Here is an 18,392-nt window from a genome sequence, read left to right on the forward strand (position 1 = left end):
GCCTTAAAGACCGCGACCGGTTTTGTTGACCAGATCGAGAAGGGTCTGTGGCTTGATAACGCCGGTGGAAACAACATAGGCTGCCCATCCGCGCAACTGCGCAGGGTTGCGACGGAGGGTAGATTTAGCGTACGCCTTAGCCATTTCGCGATTGCCCAAAGCCGCATACGCAAACGCAATCTGACCCGCGATGCGAGCAACGCCCTTGGGGTGACGTTCGAATTCAGGAAACTTGCGCAACATGTAGGTTAGACCGTCAATCATTGACTGCCATTTACCGGCAAAGAAGGAGGGGCGATCCCACAGTACCAAAATGAGTGCCTCGGGAACGGAAGCTACCGGACCGAACCGGGTGGCGCGCAACAACAAGTCGTAGTCTTCACCGTAAGCCGCCGGAAGATCTTCATCTACGGGGCCAATTTTGCCAGAAGTCAGCAGATCTTCACGACGGTAAAGCATTGCTGAAGGGTGAATCTCGGTAATGCGGGAAATCAAGAAGTCATCAAAAGTTGCGGTAGCGGGTGCAAGGCGTTCAATATCTTGCCCACCTGAGCGCACGGTAATACCGGAAGAAATGGCTGAAGCTTCAGGGGTCTTTTCCCATAGCTCGATTTGCTTGCGAATTTTGGTGGGGTACCAGTAATCGTCGTCGTCGCAGAAACCGATGAATTCACCGGTTGCGGTGGAGATACCAGTATTGCGACCACCTGCAAGACCTTGCGGACCGTTGTTCAGAACGGTCTTCAAAGTGCGGTTCGAAGGAATCTCTAAATCGGAGAGCGAATCGATTTCCACATGGTCAAAAACAACAATGACCTCGATGGGGCCTGCGTAGTCCTGCTCAAAGATGGAGCGGACGGCGGTGCGCAAGAGCTCAGGGCGCGAACCAATAGTTGCAATAACTGCTGAAACCTGAGATGTAGTCATGTTTATGCCTCCTGGGCGGGCTGCGAGAGTGAAATAAATTTACGGCGCATTGAGAGCGCTGTAGTTGCGAAGTTAGCCAGGAATAGAAGTCCGTAGACCACGATGAAGCCCCAACCCCATCCCCAGAAAATGAAGATCCAGCAGAAAGTGCCGGCATCCATATGTAGGTTGATGAAGGAGCGCATGGTTCCACCGGCTGGAGGGGCAGCTGTTTTGCGCTTGGTGCGCAACTGCTCCGCGAGAATCTGGCTCATGAAGTGGCCAACGGTGAGTACAGCAAAAGCCATAGGAAGCCACCACAGAGCCCAGCCGTGTACAGGCCAGTGATCCTGGAAGCGGATGAAACCGACGAGGATTGCCAAATGCTGGGCAGGGGTACGGATGGAATCCACCACGTGATCGAGCCATTCGCCTGCAGGAGATGATGCTCCGGTGACTCGGGCTACCTGGCCGTCGGCAGAGTCCATGGCATAACCCAACGCAAAGAAAACTGCGACTAACAGGGCTGTCCAGAATGAAGGTTCGAGAAAAATCAACGCTAAGATGCCCACGAGTGAGAGGGCAGAGCTGATGGCGGTGACGCCGTTGGGGGTAACTCCAAATTTGACCGCTGCCGCTGCAAAGTAGCGGGCAAAACGACGGTTTACCCAGCGGGTATAGGCGGGAACGCCATGCCCTGGTTTCTGTGCAGCTCCCAAAGCTGCAAGAGTATCTCGAAATCCTGTTGGCTGAGATGAAGATCTAAGATGCGAACTCAAGTGTATTTGACCCATCATGTTGATCCGTTGATAAAGGAAATAACCTTTATATACGGTCGTATTTATCGTTAGCGAGTATGTATGGGCGTAAATTACCCATTGGTATGCAAAATACTACCGATGTGCACGTTAGAAAGCCGGTAGCAACTCCATTTAATCGAGTTTGTGGGGCATTATGTGCCTAGTGAAGTGCTGTTTTGAGCGGTCTACATCACTTAGGTACGTAATCATCATCAAATAAGTGGCGAATCCTGAAGAATTATTCTGACCTTCCAACCCTATATTGGGTGCTCAGATGAAAAGAGAAATCACTATAGAACTGCGGGTCCAAAAGTTTGTCAGAACTTTTGGACCCGCTGTTTTCGCCTGGCATTTCACCAATAAAATATTGATGAAGCTATAGCCTTACTTCTTCAAAGTTGCCTGCATATCAAAGCTCACTCCAGCATTGGACTGGCGGTAACCATGAACTGAAACAGCAATAACGTTCTTACCCTGCTTCAATGAAGAAGCTGGAATGCTAACTTCAAGAGGAGAATTGATTCCCTGATCGTTGGTTTTGGAGCTACGTGCAAGTGAGAAAGGAGTAATCGTTCCAGTCGCCATGTTGTCGCGCTTGACTTCTTGACCATTCACGTAGAGAACAGTGCCATCGTCTGAACGGTAATTTAGAACCAGGTTCTGGTAATCAGCCGGGTTATTGATGGTGATTTCTTTACGAAGGTAAATGGAGGAAGGCTGGCGCCATGGAGTGTTATTCAGCTGAGTCTTCAGACTTGGAACATTCCAACCCATTGGAGTTGCGGCATTACCCCAGGAACGTACTGTGGTGTCGTAATTCTTCCATGTATTGCTGATGAACCAGGGGCTTACCTGATAGTTCCAGTTATCACCGTAGGCAACTGCCACCTTGTCCTCTACTACCGGAGCCGGAGTAGTGGGCGCGGGAGTGGTAGGTGCCGGGGTAATGGGCTCAACAGTAGGCTCTGTTGTAGGTACCGGGGTAGTAGGCGCTGGAGTAGTAGGTTCAGCAGTCGGAGTTGCGGCTGCAGTCGCTACTGCAACCGGAGTAGTTTCCGAGTAGTTACCGGAATCATCAACCGAGCGCACGAAGTACCGTGAATCACCAGTATTCTTAATTTCGAAAGTGGTTTGACCCTTGGGCACAGTTGCAATGACGCGGTTGTTGCGAAGAACCTGGTAAGTAGTACCCGCAGAGGTATTGCTCTTCCACGTCAACTTATCTATGCCGTCCACGGTAGTAACCGCAAGGTTAGAAGGAGCTGCAGCGGGAGTAACGTCTGCAGGGGTATAGCGAGCGAAACCAACGGTATTTTGGACGCCGGAAGCACCCATGGTCTTGGTGATGTCGCCGCCAACCCACAGGTTACCCTTGGAATCAGTAAAGCTTTCCCAAATTCCATGACCCTTTTCACCGGAGATGATGGGGTTGAACTTAGGCAGAACCTGACCGGTCTTCGCATCAAATGCGCCAATGAGGCGAATCATATCGATGTTCTTGTTCTCATTCCACGGACCGTCGTGGGTTTCTCCGCCTTCATAGACCCAGTCGCCACAGTGGCAAGCTCCATAAATAACGTCGCCGTTCTTGGAGATGTCCTGGAAATCGCCACCTGATTTAGTGATGGATGAAGAGAGTCGGCTCATATCTGACGTGCGGTACTGAGCGAGAAGGTGCTCAGCGCCACCGGCAAATACGGTGTCCCCAGCGGTCTGAACATCAAACTGGAAACCCTGCTTACCTTCGGTAGCGGGATTGGTGTAGGAAAGCTTCCAATTCCAATCCTTCAACTTCTTGCCGGTGGTGGGATCAAGAGACGCCAACTTGTACTGAGAATCGGTGCCGTTGGTAGTGAAGTAGCCGGCTGCATATACGCCTGAGCCGTCATCCGCGGCGGAGATACCGTTTACTGTACCGTTGAAGTTTGGACGCCAGTTCCAGTCCACAGAGCCTGACTTCATATCAAAACGGGAAGCATTACGTGCGTAAGCAAAGTTTGTCGAAGTTGCACCCTTGACATGGGTGAAGGAACCACCGATGTAGAGGTAGCCGTTCTTTTCCTGGATGGTCTTAACTACTGAAGCTGCGCCACTGAGACGGTTTTCGACCTTCCAATCAAAAGTATGATCAATTTGACCGGTGGCGGGATCAAGCACAACAAAACCTGCAGCCGGCTCACCATTGACCTCGGTGAATTCACCACCTACAGCAAGCTTGCCGTTGGAGAGACCTTCAATAGCCTTGATCTGACCGTTGAACTTTGGTGTGAAGCCGCGGACTAATTCCTGGGTATCTAGGTCGAATCCAGCGAGGTAACCTTGATCGACTACTTCACCAGAGCGGCTGACAACGTTCTTGAAATCGCCACCGGTAAAGACTGTGTTACCCACCTGAGAAATAGCCTGAACGCGAGTGTTCATTTCGGTAGTTGCACCAGTACCTGACTCGGTGGAGGTACGCCACTTCATGGTGGAGGAGTAGTTATTGGGAAGCTGGGTTTGCTTCTCGGCACCCCAACCCGCATCAGGAATATCCTGGAACCCGGCGTCTGCCTGAGTCAAAGTGGGGCGCACATAAACCTGGGTGAAAGGCATAGCTGAGCGGCCGGTAGGGGTCCACAGGTAGGAAGTGCTTGAGTTGGTGCCGGTGAGGTAAGCACCATAGCTGAATCCAAGCTTCCAGTTGAAATCTGCAGTTGTAGTAAACGACATCGCATTCATGCGATTGTTCCAGTTACCTACGCGGCCGATGCTTGAAGCGTAGCTTGCGTCGCCGTCGTAGCCTGCGGGGTTATCAAAGGAAATATTGGACCAGGAAGCGTAGCCCTGTAGTGCCCATGACCAGCGGTTGGTACGATCGCGGTGCGCACGGACTTCCTGCCATGCAGAACCATCAGTGTTGGCAGCGCGCTTAAAGCGAACACCGTCTTTGAGGTCAGAGGGGGACTTGCCATCGAGTAAGCCGTTGACGGTATCAGAAGGGAGCTGAACGGGCGTGAAAGCATCGGTGCCATCGGGATTAGATGCTAGGTCAGCAGCCTTACCCTTTCCGGCGTATTCTTCACTCCATCCCTCACGGCCACGTCCAATCAGAACCCAGCCGCCGCCGTCAGTTTCCTGGTCGCAGTAAAACTGCTCAGGAGCTTCCATGGCAGGGGTGTACAGCCAATAAGAGCCCGATTTTGAAGAAGGGTCATTTTTCTTGATTTCATAGCAGGATGCTGCCGCTTTATCGCTGGAAGAACCATCGACGGTGGGTGCTGCCTGCGCTACGGTCAGCGGCAACAGCGAAGCGCCCAAGGCGAATGCTGCTGCAGAGGCTGCTACCGAGCGTGCGAGTGATATTTTTTTCATAATTCTTTAGCAATCCGGGTTATTGGGAAAATCGTGGGAGGCAATTTTCCAGCTGCCGTTATCTTCAACAAGAGTGAAGATGTTGAGTGATTTTTTGGGGGTATTGGGGTCGGTCAGCGTGTTGCCAGCGCTGTCTTTGACCTTTACATCGGATGAATCGATGCAAACTTCAAGAACCTTCGCGGGAGCACCGTTGTACTTTGAATCAGCAACTTTGGGCTCACCTACGATTTTAGAGGTCCCCTCCTGCTTCCAGTCATTGGTTCCAAATTCCAGGGCGTTAGCAGAAAATTCATCGCTAGCGCTACCGGTGGAGACCTTTTCAATGTCGGAGACTGTTTTATCATCCAGAGCAAGGTTCGGGGTATTGGTGTTATCTTCCTTGGCGCTACTCGCTGAGTCGCTTTCCTTGTCCGATTTAACTTCTACAGTTCCTACAGCAGTGAGTACTTTTTCGTAAGAAGAATAAAGGTCTTGAGTCTTAGTGACTTGCTCGTTCGAGAGGTCAGTAGATTTTGCCGAAGAGAGAGCCTCAGCACCCGCATAGTTTTCTGAAGGAGCATCCGCAGAGTCTGATTCTTTGTTCTCCGCTGCTTTGGAGGTGGCAGCATTTGCCGAAGGAGATGCCTTCTGTGAGGCGCTCGCCGAGGCGCTGGGTGAGGATGTAGAACTTGAGGTGGATGCTGACGACGATGCCGCGGAGGAGGAAGATTCCGCAGGAGCCGAATCAGTGGAATTGTCGGAGCAACCGCTTAAAAGAAGCGTTGCCACTAAGGATGCCGACAGCACAGCGGGGGCTACCAGCTTTTTCTGCGTGCGATATTGAGTTAAGTACATATGTGCCTCTAAAGTGATGTGGCGATTCAGCCCTCTTGATGAGAAGAGAGCGTCTTTCAGATCAAAATATTTTTATGCTTGCGAGCGATGCGATTTTTCCCTCAGATATTATTTCCTGGGAAAATAATCAGCTGTTCTAATTTTAGATTTGTTGCCTCAGATAATCATTCACCAATTTGTACCCATATATGTGTTGTGGTGGGAGATGTGGACTACAAAATTCAGCATTTTGGGTGGAGAGGCTGGCGAAGAGTATCCGCACCAGCCCCTTGCCTGGGGATAATAAGCTGTCCCTATTGTGGGTTACGCACTTCTCTATCAAGTGCTATTTGAGTGTCAAATGAAATGGGACTGTTGCGCCAATTCGCGTGTGTTTCAACCGCAATTACGTTGGGGCCTTCTATCAGTTGATTAGGCGAAACGTCGATTACAAGAGGAGCGGCAGTTGCACTTGATTGCGACGGCGCTGTGTTTGCATATGTGGTAAAAGTAGGTTGCTGAGCGGAGATATTCTTACGCCCCACTTCCTTCCCGTTAAGGTAAACCACCACTCCATCGTCAGCTACGGTACTAATCTGAAACTTCTTGACTTCGTCCAAAGAATTCACAGAAATTTCTTTACGGAAATAGACACTTATAGGTGATTTATCACCGCGATCGATGACGGTAGCCAAGTTAGAACCACCCCAGCCCAGCGTCGAAACACCTGAACTCCACCCAGTTTCAGTCGTCGCGACGTCCTTCCACGAAGAATCTAAAGCAGCTAGACCGAGTTTGTACTGCCACTGGTCTCCGGTAGAGACGACTTTTTGAGAAATTATCTCGGGAGTAGGAGTTGCTGGGGTTGACGGTGTGACGGGAGAGAGAACCACTGGCGTAGAAGCTGAGATGTTCCCCGCACTATCCATTGCACGGACAAAGTAGCGTGCTCCGTCCTGATGATTCAGAGAGAAAGTTGATTCAGAGGTCGAGCCCACCACACGGTTATCTCGAATAATTTGGTAGACAACACCGCTTTCAGCACTCTTTGTCCAGCTCAATTTATCTGTTGCGTTATCAACGGAAACTTGAAGATTTGTAGGAACCATAGGAGCTGCTGAATCCCGAGGAGCAAATCGGGCAAAACCTACAGTATTCTGCACCCCATAAGCACCGAGTGAAGTGGCGATATCGCCACCTGCCCACAACACACCGTTTGAATCAGTGAAAGATTCCCAGACGCCGTTGCCATGAAAGCCTTTGAGTTGCGGGTTGAACTGGGGGAGGTATTTACCTGTTTCCGCATCCCAAGCACCCATCAAACGAATCTGTTGCACATTGGTTGCTTGATTCCAGGCGTTCTTCCACGAGTCTGCGTCCTGGTACATACCATCGCCGCAGTGGCATCCTGCGAAAACAACTCCGTTGTGGTAGCTCAAATCCTGGAAATCTCCGCCGTCTTTGGTGATGGAGCTAGAAAGACGAGTGAAATTATCTTTTGTGTATTGGGAAATCAGGTGCTCTGTTCCGCCGGTCCAGACTGATCCTCCGACATCCTGAACATCAAATTGATAGCTCCACTCTGGAGTGCGTGCCTCCTCGAAGCTGGGCTTTCAGTTCCACTGCGCTGTCAGCTTGGCATCCACTGTGTTCAGCGAGGCGAGGCGAAACGCTGACTCCGTGCCCACCGTAGAAAAATATCCGGCTGCAAAGACTTGCTTGCCATCTGCGGAGGCATTGATACCGTTGACCGTTCCATTGAACAAAGGGCGCCACGTCCAGTCCACCCCGCCGTTATCCAAGCGGAACCGGGTTGCGTTCTTAGAATATGCAGCAACTGATGACGTATTGCCGCGGGCATGCGTAAAGGTTCCACCTACATAGAGGTAGTTGCCTTGAACATCAAGAGTATTTACTGCTACGACTCCGCCAGTATTTCGGTTTTCTAATCCGATGTTCTACGAAGTGTCAGTGACACCTGTTGCCGGATCAAGCAGCACTAACCCGGCTGCTGGTTTACCGTTGACCTCAGTGAATTCGCCGCCCACTGCCAACTTGCCGTTGGGCAAACCAATGACGTTTTTAATCTGCCCGTTAAAGGTGGGGGTAAAACCGCGTACCAACTCACCGGTATTAACATCAAAACCAGCTAAGAATTGCTGATTCACTACTTCGCCGTCAGCGCTCACCAGATTCTTAAAGTCGCCACCAACGAACACAGTATTTCCGACCTGTCCGAAAGCTTGTACCAGGGTGTTGTGCTCACCCACTACGCCAGTTCCAGTTCCATTGGAAGTACGCCAGCGCATCTTTTCTGAATAACTGTTGGGCAGGGCTCGCTGGGTATTTGCCGGAGTACCTGAATCTGCAATATCCGCAAACTTAAGATCGGACTGAGTAAGTTTAGGGCGCAGAAAGACTTGCGTGAAAGGAATAGCATTGCCAGCTGTGGGAGTAGCACCCCAAAGGTAAGAGGTTGCGTTATTCTCACCGTATACACTAGGACCAAAGGCGAAACCGAGATTCCAGTTCTGAGCTGCTTTGCCAGCAAAAAGAATGGTGTTGACCGTAGAGCTGTACTGAGCAATACGATCCATAGTCCCAGGGTAGGTTTTGCTCCAGGGAGAAGTAGGGCCGTTATCGAAAGAGATATTGGACCAGTTAGCCCATGAAGAAAGCGCCCACGACCAATTCTGAATCTGGTCACGGTGAGCGTAAGAATTTTGCCATTTTGTTCCCGCTTTATCGGTGGCACGGTAAAAGCGCACACCGTCGTCTAGGGCGCTGGGTGCTTGCCCATTCAGGAGGGCATCCACGGTAGTGGATTTAAGCTGAACGGGTGAAAAGGCATCAGTACCATCGGGGTTAGCCGCGATATCTGCTTCATTGCCCTTGCCCTCGTAGGTATCGGTCCACCCTTCACGACCGCGGCCGATCATAACCCAGCCTCCACCATTGGTTTCCTGGTCACAGTAAAACTGGGCAGGAGCGCTCATCTGGGGCGTATAAAGCCAGTAAGATCCAGATTGTGAGGCGGGATCATTTTGCTTGATTTCATAGCAGGACGCCGCAGCGGTGGCGCTGCTCAAACCATCCGCTTTGGGAGACGTAGCCGGCTGAGCTTGTGCTGGAAGAGCTACTAATGAGATGCCGCTCAAGGCGATTAGGGTAGCTGCCGTCATTTTTTGACGTAGTGAAATTTTCATAAAGCCTCATGGGGAAAATGCGAGAGATTGAAAGTGTATGTTTGAGCCGACGGTTGTACGGAGCAACAGACAATGTCATTTTAGGTTACTGAGCGGTAAATAATGCTTAAGACATGAACGGCAACTAGAGCTGATCAACAGCTTCTGCGCTTTTTGTAGAACACTATTGATTTAGTTGTCAGCTCTATATGACAGATGCCCGGGCAGATTCTGCTTTAAAAGCTATGAGCCGCTCGTTGAAAAATCATGAATGATTTTTCAACGAGCGGCTCATTTACCTCACTGAAGTAAAACTAGCGAAAGGGTATCGGCACGTTCCGCACAATGCTCTCAGGTCTTAAATTACTTCTGACCTACGCTGGTGTGTGACGCGGGATCAGTGTGATTCTGCCCGGTTTCGTTACCATCGATAATCTCAGGCTTGACGACAGGCTTAGGGTAGGTAACTACCGGCTGAGCCGTAGGCTGCTGAGTAGGGGCAACGGTGGGTGTAGCGGTTGTAGGTGCGGTTGTAGGTGCGGTTGTAGGAGTCGGCGAGGGCTTCGCAGTAGCCGTAGGCGCAGTGGTGGGAGACGCCGTGGGGCTCTGAGAAGGCTGTGCCGAGGGGCTTGCGGTAGTGGACGGAGTAGGCTGAGCAGTCGGTTCGCTCTTTGCTGCAGTAGCGACAGGGGTTGAAGCGGAGTAGTTTCCAGCTGCATCCATTGCACGGACAAAGTAGCGTGCACCGTCTTCGTGTTCCAACTCAAACTGAGTGGAACGAACGGTAGCAATCACGCGATCATTCTTCAAAACCTGGTAAACAGTACCGGCGTCGTTAACGCCAGACCAAGTCAAGCGATCCTTGCCGTTGGTGGTCTTTACCTGAAGATTGGTGGGAGTGGGAGGAGCTACGATGTCGCGAGGAGCAAATCGAGCAAATCCTACAGTTTTCTGCGTGCCCTTCTGACCCAATGAAGAGTTGATATCTCCACCTACCCAAAGAGTGCCGGTGGAATCAACAAACTGTTCCCAGATGCCGTGACCCCTCTTACCAGAAATTTGCGGGTTGAAGTCAGAGAGAACTTCACCGGTCTCCTCATCAAAAGCTGCGGTGAGGCGAATCTGGTGCACATCGGTTGCCTGAGCGAACGGTGAATCCCAGGTATCTGCACCCTGGTAAATGGCGTCTCCACAGTGGCATGAACCGTAGACGGTACCCTTGTTGACCAAGATGTCCTGGAAATCTCCACCCTGGCGGGTAATAGAAGAGCTCACGCGCTGCAAATCATTTTGGTTGTACGAGTGAATAATATGCTCCGAGCCACCTACCCAAACGGTGTCCTGACCAGCTTTAACATCGAGCTGGAAGCCGGCACTGGGGTTAGTGGACTCGTGAGAAGACTTCCACTGCCAATCGCGCGCAAGCTTACCATCAGTGGTGTTGAGGTCAGCTAGACGGAATGCGGGCGCACCGTTCACAGTTGAGAAGTAGCCTGAAGCGTAGACGTCGGTTCCAGCTTCGTTAGCGGAAATGCCGGTCAACGAACCGTTGAAGTTAGGACGCCAGTTCCAATCCACGCTCTTGTTGTTGAGCGTGAAACGTGCTGCATTCTTAGAGTAGGCGTAGGTATCGGAGGTGCTGCCCTTGACATGGGTGAACTTGCCGCCGATGTAAAGGTAGTTTCCCTGTACGTCGAAAGAGCGAATGCTAACGTCGGTGTTAGCATTGCGGCTTTCCAGGTTCCACTTGTAGGAAGGGTCGATTGCACCGGTGGCAGGATCAAGTACGACGATACCGTTATGAGCTTCACCATTGACCTGGGTGAATTCGCCACCCACAACCAGCTTCCCACCGGGCAGTGCAGCTAGAGCTTTAATCTGCCCGTTGAAAGTGGGCATGAAGGTGCGAACTAGCTCGCCAGTGTTGACGTCGTAACCTGCGATGTAGGACTGTTGAACTTTTTCACCGGTATCAGCGTTTTCAACGTACTTGAAGTCACCGGCGGTGAAAACGGTGTTTCCAACCTGTTCGATAGCCTGAACATAGGTGTGCAATTCGCTGGTGTTTCCCGATGCGGTTTCGTCGCTAGTACGCCACTTAACCTTTTCCGAGTAGCTATTAGGAAGAGCGCGACGGGTGCTTGCTTCGGTGCCCTGATCGCCGATTTGGCTAAGGTTGAGATCCTGCTGGGTGATTTCGGGGCGAACGAACATTTGCGAGAAGGGAGCAGCATAACCGCCGCCTTCGGTCGGCGCCCAGAGATATGAATCCGCTGCTGGTGAACCGGTTACACGGGGACCGTAGAGAAAACCGTTGTTCCACTGGTTAGCGGCTGAACCTGCAAAGAAGATGTTGAATTTTGAGTTAGTGGAGTCCAACGCGATGCGACCGTCGAAAGGGTCGGTTGCCTTATACGCAGTGTTGTCAGCGCCATTGATGACGAGGTTGCTGTAGTGGGCAGGCTGGGTAAATTCCCAGGACCAGTCTTGAATGTTATCGCGGTGCAAACGAATTTCTTGGTTCTTTGAACCATCAATGCTGTTAGCGCGCTTGATGCGCAGACCATCGGCAGACAGCTCGCTGGGAGCTTTGCCATTCAGAAGCGCGTCAACGGTGTTGGAAGGAAGCTGTACCGGTTTGAAGGCATCAGTGCCATCGGGGTTGCTTGCCAGTGAATCTGGGTTGCCGATGCCGTTGTTCTGCGTGCTCCAGCCCTGGCGTCCGCGACCAATCATGACCCAGCCGCCGCCGTCAGTTTCCTGATCGCAGTAGAACTGTGCAGGTGCCGCCATCTGAGGGGTGTAGAGCCAGTATGAGCCTGACTTGGAATCAGGATCGTTTTTCTTAATTTCAAAGCAGGACGCCGCAGCGGTGGCACTTGATTTGCCGTCTGCAGTGAACTGGGTAGTAGATGATTGAGCAGCATTATCTACTGCGCCTGCAGGTGAGATGGGTGCACTAATAGCACCAAGCATCATAAAAGAGCCTGCGATAGAAAACGCTTTTCGCGGAAAGGCGCGTGTCATTATTCCCCCATATAAATCAATAAGTGCGAAGAGCGCTGAACTTTCCTTCTCGGTTGCGAAACCGATTTCCCCGAAGGAAGTTGCGCGCTAAGTCCTTATTGTTGCAGTTTTCGAGCGCGTGTTTGAGTGGAATACGGCGTTTGTGGGCTGTATGGAGAACATGGGGGACAAAAGCATGATGTCCTGATACTTTGGGGCGAAAAGATAGTTTGATAGGCGGTTATGCTATTTAGATTCGCCCCAAATGAGTGAATTTGCCGGATGAAATAGGGACATAGCACAACTAAAGAATGAAGTTTCAAAACGTCTGTGTCGGAACCTGAATCCGCTGCTTTCTCTACTTTCGCTAGAGGTGAGAAGTTCCCGTTTTTTCTGCATCTGTTCCGCGGGCTATGGGATAATAAACAAGCATTTTGAGGCATACTTCGCTAGAAAGAAGCAATTTATGAGTCTGCGGGGTCTTACCGCTCTTCTATCCCACGAACCAGGTTTTGACCGAGTTTCTCAGGCAGCTGCGCAACCGCTGGCTGCCCGAGCAAGCGAGCTCATGATTGGTGCCGTGGACGGCATCCGCCCTGTTCTCTTGGCTGAGATTGCTGAGAAGGTTCGCCGGGCGGGGGAAACTAACTCCACCGTATTAGCGGTGGTGGCGACCGAGCGGGAAGCCGAAGATACTGCCGCTGCCCTCGAATCTTTCTTACCTGCGGAGGAAATTGCGCTTTTCCCTGCCTGGGAAACCCTGCCTCACGAACGTCTTTCACCGCGCACCGATACGGTAGGTCAGCGGCTGACGGTGCTGCGCCGTCTTGCCAGTGGCAAAGCTCCCAGTATCATCATTTCGCCGGTGCGAGCCGTGATTCAGCCGATGGTTTCCGGTCTCGAACTGATGGAACCTGTCACGCTCAAAGTAGGGCAGGAGCGGGACTTTGATTCCGTGGTCAAAGACCTCTCAAATGCCGCATATTCGCGGGTAGACTTGGTGTCAAAACGCGGCGAATTTGCCGTGCGCGGTGGTATTTTGGATGTCTTTTCTCCTGTGGCAGATCACCCGGTGCGTATTGAATTTTTCGGTGATGAAATTGAAAACATCCGGTGGTTCTCCGTCGCGGATCAACGCACGCTCAACCAGGGCGAGCAACCCGACTCAATCACAGCACCACCCTGCCGTGAACTTCTTATTACTCCCGATGTGATGTCCCGGGCAGCACGACTCAAAGGAGACTTTCCTGGGGCTGCCGCCATGCTCGAAAAAATTGCCGGCGGTATTTATACCGAAGGCATGGAATCGCTGACTCCGCTTCTGGTTGAACACATGGTCACGCTCCTGGAAATTCTGCCCGCAGGTTCACTTCCTATCGTTCTAGAACCCGAGAAAGTACGCACTCGTGCAGCTGATCTGGTAGCAACCAACGAAGAGTTTTTGCTAGCCGCATGGGAATCTGCTGCCGACGATTCCAGCGCGCCTATTGATCTCGGACAAAACGCCGCAGGATTCGCCGCCGGTGCGTTCCGGTCGGTGGCGGACGTGCGGAAGACGGCATTGGACCGCAACCTCGGCTGGTGGGGTATGACCGCGCTGGGGGTAGACGATGCTATTGATGACGGGGTTGATTCGCTCACCATAGATGCGCGAGTACCTCATGCATTCGCAGGTAACGTTAGCGAATTGCTCGATGAGGTGAAGAACAAAGTTCGCCAAAATTGGCAGATTATCGCTGTAACCGACGGCCCTGGTTCTTTAACCCGGTTGCTAACAGTTTTCCAGGACGCCGAAATCCCCGCCGCCCGCGTCGACTCCTTGGAAAACGAACCTGAGCCGGGCATCATCGAGTTGACTACAGCCTCAGCAGGTAAAGGTTTCGTGCTGGAGAGCGCCAAAATTGCGTTCTTCACCGAAGCAGATATTTTGGGGAGATCCTCTGCCTACACCTCGCGCGATGCTCGTAGCACCAAGCTACCTGTGCGTCGTCGTAAAAATGCGGTGGATCCGATGTCACTCAAGACCGGTGACTTTGTAGTGCATGAACAACACGGTATCGGTCAGTTCGTTGAGCTAGTCCAGCGCCCCATCGCCGGTGCGACCATTAAACCCGGTCAGCCTAAACCGATGAAAGAGTACCTGGTCTTGGAGTATGCGGCGTCAAAACGAGGCGGGGCAAAAGATCGCCTGTTTGTGCCCACCGACCAGCTAGACCAGGTCTCAAATTACGTGGGTGGCGACGCCCCTACTCTCTCAAAAATGGGTGGCTCAGACTGGGCGAAAACCAAATCCCGCGCTCGCAAGGCAGTCAAAGAGATTGCCGCTGACCTCATCAAGCTATATTCGGCGAGGCAAGCCTCGCGCGGGCACTCCTTCGGGCAGGATACGCCCTGGCAGCACGAGCTCGAAGAAGCCTTCCCTTACAACGAAACACCTGACCAACTTTCAGCCATCAATGATGTTAAAGCGGACATGGAACGGGAAGTGCCCATGGACCGCCTCATCTCGGGCGATGTTGGGTATGGCAAAACAGAAATTGCTGTGCGCGCTGCTTTCAAAGCGGTGCAAGATGGCAAGCAGGTTGCGGTGCTTGTGCCCACTACTTTGCTGGCGCAGCAGCATTATGAAACTTTCAATGAGCGTTTTTCGGGGTTCCCCGTTCGCGTGCGCGTTCTCTCTCGTTTCCAAACAAAGAAAGAATCTGAAGAAACACTCGAAGGTATTAAGAACGGCTCGGTAGACGTGGTAATCGGCACCCACCGTATTCTCTCGCAGAGCACCCAGTTCAAAGACCTGGGTCTGGTTATTATTGACGAAGAGCAGCGGTTCGGCGTTGAACACAAGGAAAAACTCAAGCAAATGCGAACTAACGTGGATGTTCTCGCGATGTCCGCTACCCCGATTCCTCGTACCCTGGAAATGTCGCTGACCGGCATTCGCGAAACCTCTACCTTGGCTACACCCCCAGAGGAACGCCACCCGGTTCTTACCTATGTGGGGGCTCGAACCGACAAGCAGATTTCTGCAGCGATTCGTCGTGAACTCATGCGCGAGGGCCAGGTTTTCTTCGTGCATAACCGTGTTTCATCGATTGAACGAGTAGCGGGGGAGTTACAGCAGCTGGTTCCCGAAGCTCGAATTGCGGTGGCACACGGCAAGATGAGTGAATCCCGACTAGAGCAGATTATCGTTGATTTCTGGGAACGAAAGTTCGATGTTTTGGTCTGTACCACCATCGTTGAAACTGGCTTGGATATTTCTAACGCCAACACCTTGATTGTGGATCAGGCACAAAACTACGGTCTCTCGCAGCTTCACCAGTTGCGCGGTCGAGTGGGGCGTGGACGCGAACGCGCATATGCTTACTTCCTCTATCCCTCAGACAAAATGCTCGGTGAAGTCGCCCTCGAACGTCTCAAAGCTGTGGCAACCCACAATGAACTGGGCGCAGGCATGCAGCTTGCCATGAAAGACCTTGAAATTCGCGGCGCAGGCAACCTGCTCGGCGGCGAACAATCCGGTCATATTGCCGGCGTGGGGTTTGACCTCTACCTACGCTTGGTCGGTGAAGCGGTGGCTAATTTCCACGGGGAGAACGACGACGCCGCACCGGCAGAAATCAAGGTAGATCTACCGGTCAATGCCCACTTACCGCACGAATACGTTTCCTCCGAACGTCTGCGTTTGGCTGCCTACCGGCAAATTGCCCAGGCACTCACCGAAAAGGAACTCGCCGAGGCACACGAAGAGTTGGTGGACCGATACGGTGAAGTGCCGGAAGCTACCGAAAATCTTTTCCGTATCGCTTCCCTGCGTCTGCGCGCTCGCGCTGCTGGTATCAAAGAAATCGTTGCGATGGGGCCTAAGGTTCGTTTCTATCCCGTCAACGATCTTCCAGACTCCAAACAGATGAGACTTACGAGAATGTACCCCGGTTCTTTGCACAAGCAGGTTCCCGGTACCGAACGGTGGCAGATTCTAGTTCCTCGGCCCAAGACGGCGCGCGTAGGCGGCAAAGACCTCCAAGACGAAGCCATGGTTGAGTGGACCAGCGATTTCCTCAAGGCGATCTTCGAAAGCTAGAAGGGTACAGCAAAAGGTCCGCTTCTCTCACCTAGGAGAGAAGCGGACCTTTTATTTATGGACTGAATCTAAAGAATTAGAGCAGGTTCAAATCAGTGCTATTCTGCGCAGTGTGGTTGTTAGTTTTGGAAGAAAGCAAGTGGAAAGAAGCGAACCAAGAGACCATCATCAAAACAACGGAGCCAGTCCAGACCATCCAGCCGCCATCGGGGTAGAAGCCTAGCGTGAAAATGCCGAAGACAAAAATAGCCATAGCAATGACGAACAGCAGGATGTTTTCACCGAGCCGACCTTCGCCTGAGTGCTGGGGACCGCGAGGGTTATCTGCGCCGCGTTGCATGCCGAAAGACTCCACGTTTGAACGTTCTTGTGCATCTTGCTGATTGGTATGTGCCATCAATGCTCTCCATCAGGTACCCGTTCAAAGACGGGGAATGTATGTGTTTACTGTCCAGTATAGGCGGTGGGGAAATCTTATGCACGATGTGTTAATAAAATTTCCCCACCCCTCTACTTCTGCCAGAATTTAGCGGGCCTTGTAGTAGGAGCCCTCGGACGCTTCGCCTGCACCAATAATCGTTATACCCTTTGAAGCACCAATACGGTTGGCTCCTGCTTCAATCATTTCCAGAGCTTGCTCGCGGGTACGGACGCCGCCGGATGCTTTCACACCAATATCCGGCCCCACAGTCTTGCGCATCAGAGCAATATCGGCAGCGGTAGCACCGGAGGAAGAATAACCGGTGGAAGTTTTCACAAAGTCGGCACCTGCTTCAACTGCCGCTTCACATGCAAGAACCTTCTGCGCGTCGGTCAACTCAGAAGTTTCGATAATGACCTTCAGCTTTGCTGCGCCGTCGTGGCATGCCTGGGCGACAGCTGAAATATCGGCAACCAAGGCGTCGCGATCTTCTGCAATTGCAGAGGCAATATTGATGACCATATCGACCTCTTGCGCACCTGCGGCTACTGCAGTTTTTGCTTCAAACGTTTTGACCTCGGTGGCGGATGCTCCGAAGGGGAAGCCCACTACGACACATGCCAGTACAGCCGAGCCCTGTAGCTCATCTGCCAAAACGGGAGCCCACACGGGGTTTGCACACACCGAAGCAAAGCCAAATTTTTTTGCCTCTTTGCACAGACGGCGTACGTCAGCTTCAGAGGCATTCGGTGCCAAGATGGTGTGGTCAATCATTGCCGCGAGTTCTTCACGGGAGAGTTCAGCCATGATTTCTTCTTTCATTCTTTATGTGTCTTATAGACCAAGAGCTGCGCGTACGTCGTCGGCGATTTTGCCCAGCTGTTCTTGCGCTTGCTTGCGCGCCTGCTTCAGATCGTCACCTTCTGCAACGGGGCGGATTACTTCGAGGTAGCACTTGAGTTTGGGCTCGGTGCCGGAGGGGCGAACAATGACGCGCGAATTGTCTTCGGTGAGGAAGCGCATTCCTTCGGTGGGTGGCAAGTTCTCACTACCTGCAGTCAAATCAACTGTTTCGGTGACTGCAGAGCCGCCTAGGGTTGCCGGGGCGTTCAGGCGGAGCGAGCCCATCATAGTGCCAATCAACGAGAGGTCCTCCACACGAATGGATACCTGGTCAGTGGCAAACACACCGTAGTCCCGAGAAATCTGATCCAGAACCTCAATCAGGGATGAACCTTCGTTTTTGAGTTGCTCGGCAAAGAGCGAAACCATCAGACCTGCTGAGATGCCGTCTTTATCTTTCACCGCTTCAGGTGCCACGCTGTAGCCAATTGCCTCTTCGTAACCGTAGGCAAGGTTTTGAATGCGGGCAATCCACTTGAATCCGGTGAGAGTTTCAAAGTGCGTAATGCCAGCAGCACGAGCGATAGCACCGAGCTGGCGGGAGGAAACGATAGAGTTTGCGAAAACCGGAGCGGGGCTCAGCGCTGAAATATCGCCTAAGCGCTGAATCATAGCGACGCCCAGGAGCGAGCCAATCTCATCGCCGCGTAGCTGACGCCACGCGTACACTGCCGGGTCATAGACAGCAAATGCTGCGCGGTCGGCGTCGGGGTCATTGGCAATAATCAAATCTGCATCACGTTCTTGGGCGAGCGCAAATGCCAAATCGAGAGCGCCAGGTTCTTCGGGGTTGGGGAAGGAGACCGTGGGGAACGTGGGGTCTGGCGCAAACTGCTCTTCAACGGGTGCTACCGTCTCAAAACCTGCGTTGTTCAGAACTTCCAGCATGGTTTTTCCGCCGACGCCGTGCATGGGGG

11 protein-coding genes and 1 pseudogene are annotated in these 18,392 nt (G+C 52.3%); 1 reads left to right on the plus strand and 11 read right to left on the minus strand.

Annotated features, from left to right (window positions below):
• Positions 1-3: 3 nt before the first annotated feature.
• From A7E48_RS09435 to A7E48_RS09470, 8 genes are all read right to left on the minus strand, one after another.
• Positions 4-927 (minus strand): glycosyltransferase family 2 protein, encoded by a 924-nt coding sequence (locus A7E48_RS09435; RefSeq protein ID WP_068172736.1) that lies wholly within the window; start codon positions 925-927, stop codon positions 4-6.
• A gap of 2 nt (positions 928-929) precedes the next feature.
• Positions 930-1,700: a CDP-alcohol phosphatidyltransferase family protein gene (locus A7E48_RS09440; RefSeq protein WP_068172763.1), complete on the minus strand. Its 771-nt coding sequence runs from the start codon at positions 1,698-1,700 to the stop codon at positions 930-932.
• 390 nt (positions 1,701-2,090) lie between these two features.
• Positions 2,091-5,060: a fibrinogen-like YCDxxxxGGGW domain-containing protein gene (locus A7E48_RS09445; protein WP_068172739.1), complete on the minus strand. Its 2,970-nt coding sequence runs from the start codon at positions 5,058-5,060 to the stop codon at positions 2,091-2,093.
• 6 nt (positions 5,061-5,066) lie between these two features.
• Positions 5,067-5,897 carry a hypothetical protein gene (locus A7E48_RS09450; protein WP_068172741.1) on the minus strand — a complete coding sequence of 277 codons (831 nt, stop codon included), beginning with the start codon at positions 5,895-5,897 and terminating at the stop codon, positions 5,067-5,069.
• Positions 5,898-6,190: 293 nt separating this feature from the next.
• A complete protein-coding gene (locus A7E48_RS09455; protein ID WP_141669439.1) occupies positions 6,191-7,315 on the minus strand; it encodes a hypothetical protein in 1,125 nt (374 codons plus the stop codon).
• Positions 7,316-7,489: 174 nt separating this feature from the next.
• The gene (locus A7E48_RS09460) at positions 7,490-7,678 is read right to left on the minus strand and encodes a hypothetical protein (protein WP_068172749.1); all 189 of its coding nucleotides are present in this window, start codon (positions 7,676-7,678) and stop codon (positions 7,490-7,492) included.
• Positions 7,679-7,834: 156 nt separating this feature from the next.
• Complete coding sequence (locus tag A7E48_RS09465) at positions 7,835-9,082, minus strand: fibrinogen-like YCDxxxxGGGW domain-containing protein (RefSeq protein WP_068172751.1); 1,248 nt, start codon at positions 9,080-9,082, stop codon at positions 7,835-7,837.
• Positions 9,083-9,424: 342 nt separating this feature from the next.
• Positions 9,425-12,040 carry a fibrinogen-like YCDxxxxGGGW domain-containing protein gene (locus A7E48_RS09470; protein ID WP_233126059.1) on the minus strand — a complete coding sequence of 872 codons (2,616 nt, stop codon included), beginning with the start codon at positions 12,038-12,040 and terminating at the stop codon, positions 9,425-9,427.
• 493 nt (positions 12,041-12,533) lie between these two features.
• Between A7E48_RS09470 and mfd the strand changes: the two genes are divergently transcribed.
• On the plus strand, positions 12,534-16,151 hold the full coding sequence (gene mfd / locus A7E48_RS09475) for a transcription-repair coupling factor (protein WP_068172757.1): 3,618 nt from the start codon (positions 12,534-12,536) through the stop codon (positions 16,149-16,151).
• 76 nt (positions 16,152-16,227) lie between these two features.
• On the opposite strand, the gene A7E48_RS09480 is transcribed toward mfd, so the two are convergent.
• From A7E48_RS09480 to A7E48_RS09490, 3 genes and pseudogenes are all read right to left on the minus strand, one after another.
• Positions 16,228-16,548 (minus strand): hypothetical protein, encoded by a 321-nt coding sequence (locus A7E48_RS09480; RefSeq protein ID WP_068168938.1) that lies wholly within the window; start codon positions 16,546-16,548, stop codon positions 16,228-16,230.
• Between the two features lie 129 nt (positions 16,549-16,677).
• Positions 16,678-17,379, minus strand: a complete 702-nt coding sequence (gene deoC / locus A7E48_RS09485) for a deoxyribose-phosphate aldolase (protein ID WP_141669349.1) — start codon at positions 17,377-17,379, stop codon at positions 16,678-16,680.
• A gap of 27 nt (positions 17,380-17,406) precedes the next feature.
• A pseudogene (locus tag A7E48_RS09490) lies at positions 17,407-18,392 on the minus strand (phospho-sugar mutase); the annotation flags it as partial.

This window comes from Rothia sp. ND6WE1A (assembly GCF_001683935.1).
Classification (GTDB): domain Bacteria; phylum Actinomycetota; class Actinomycetes; order Actinomycetales; family Micrococcaceae; genus Rothia; species Rothia amarae.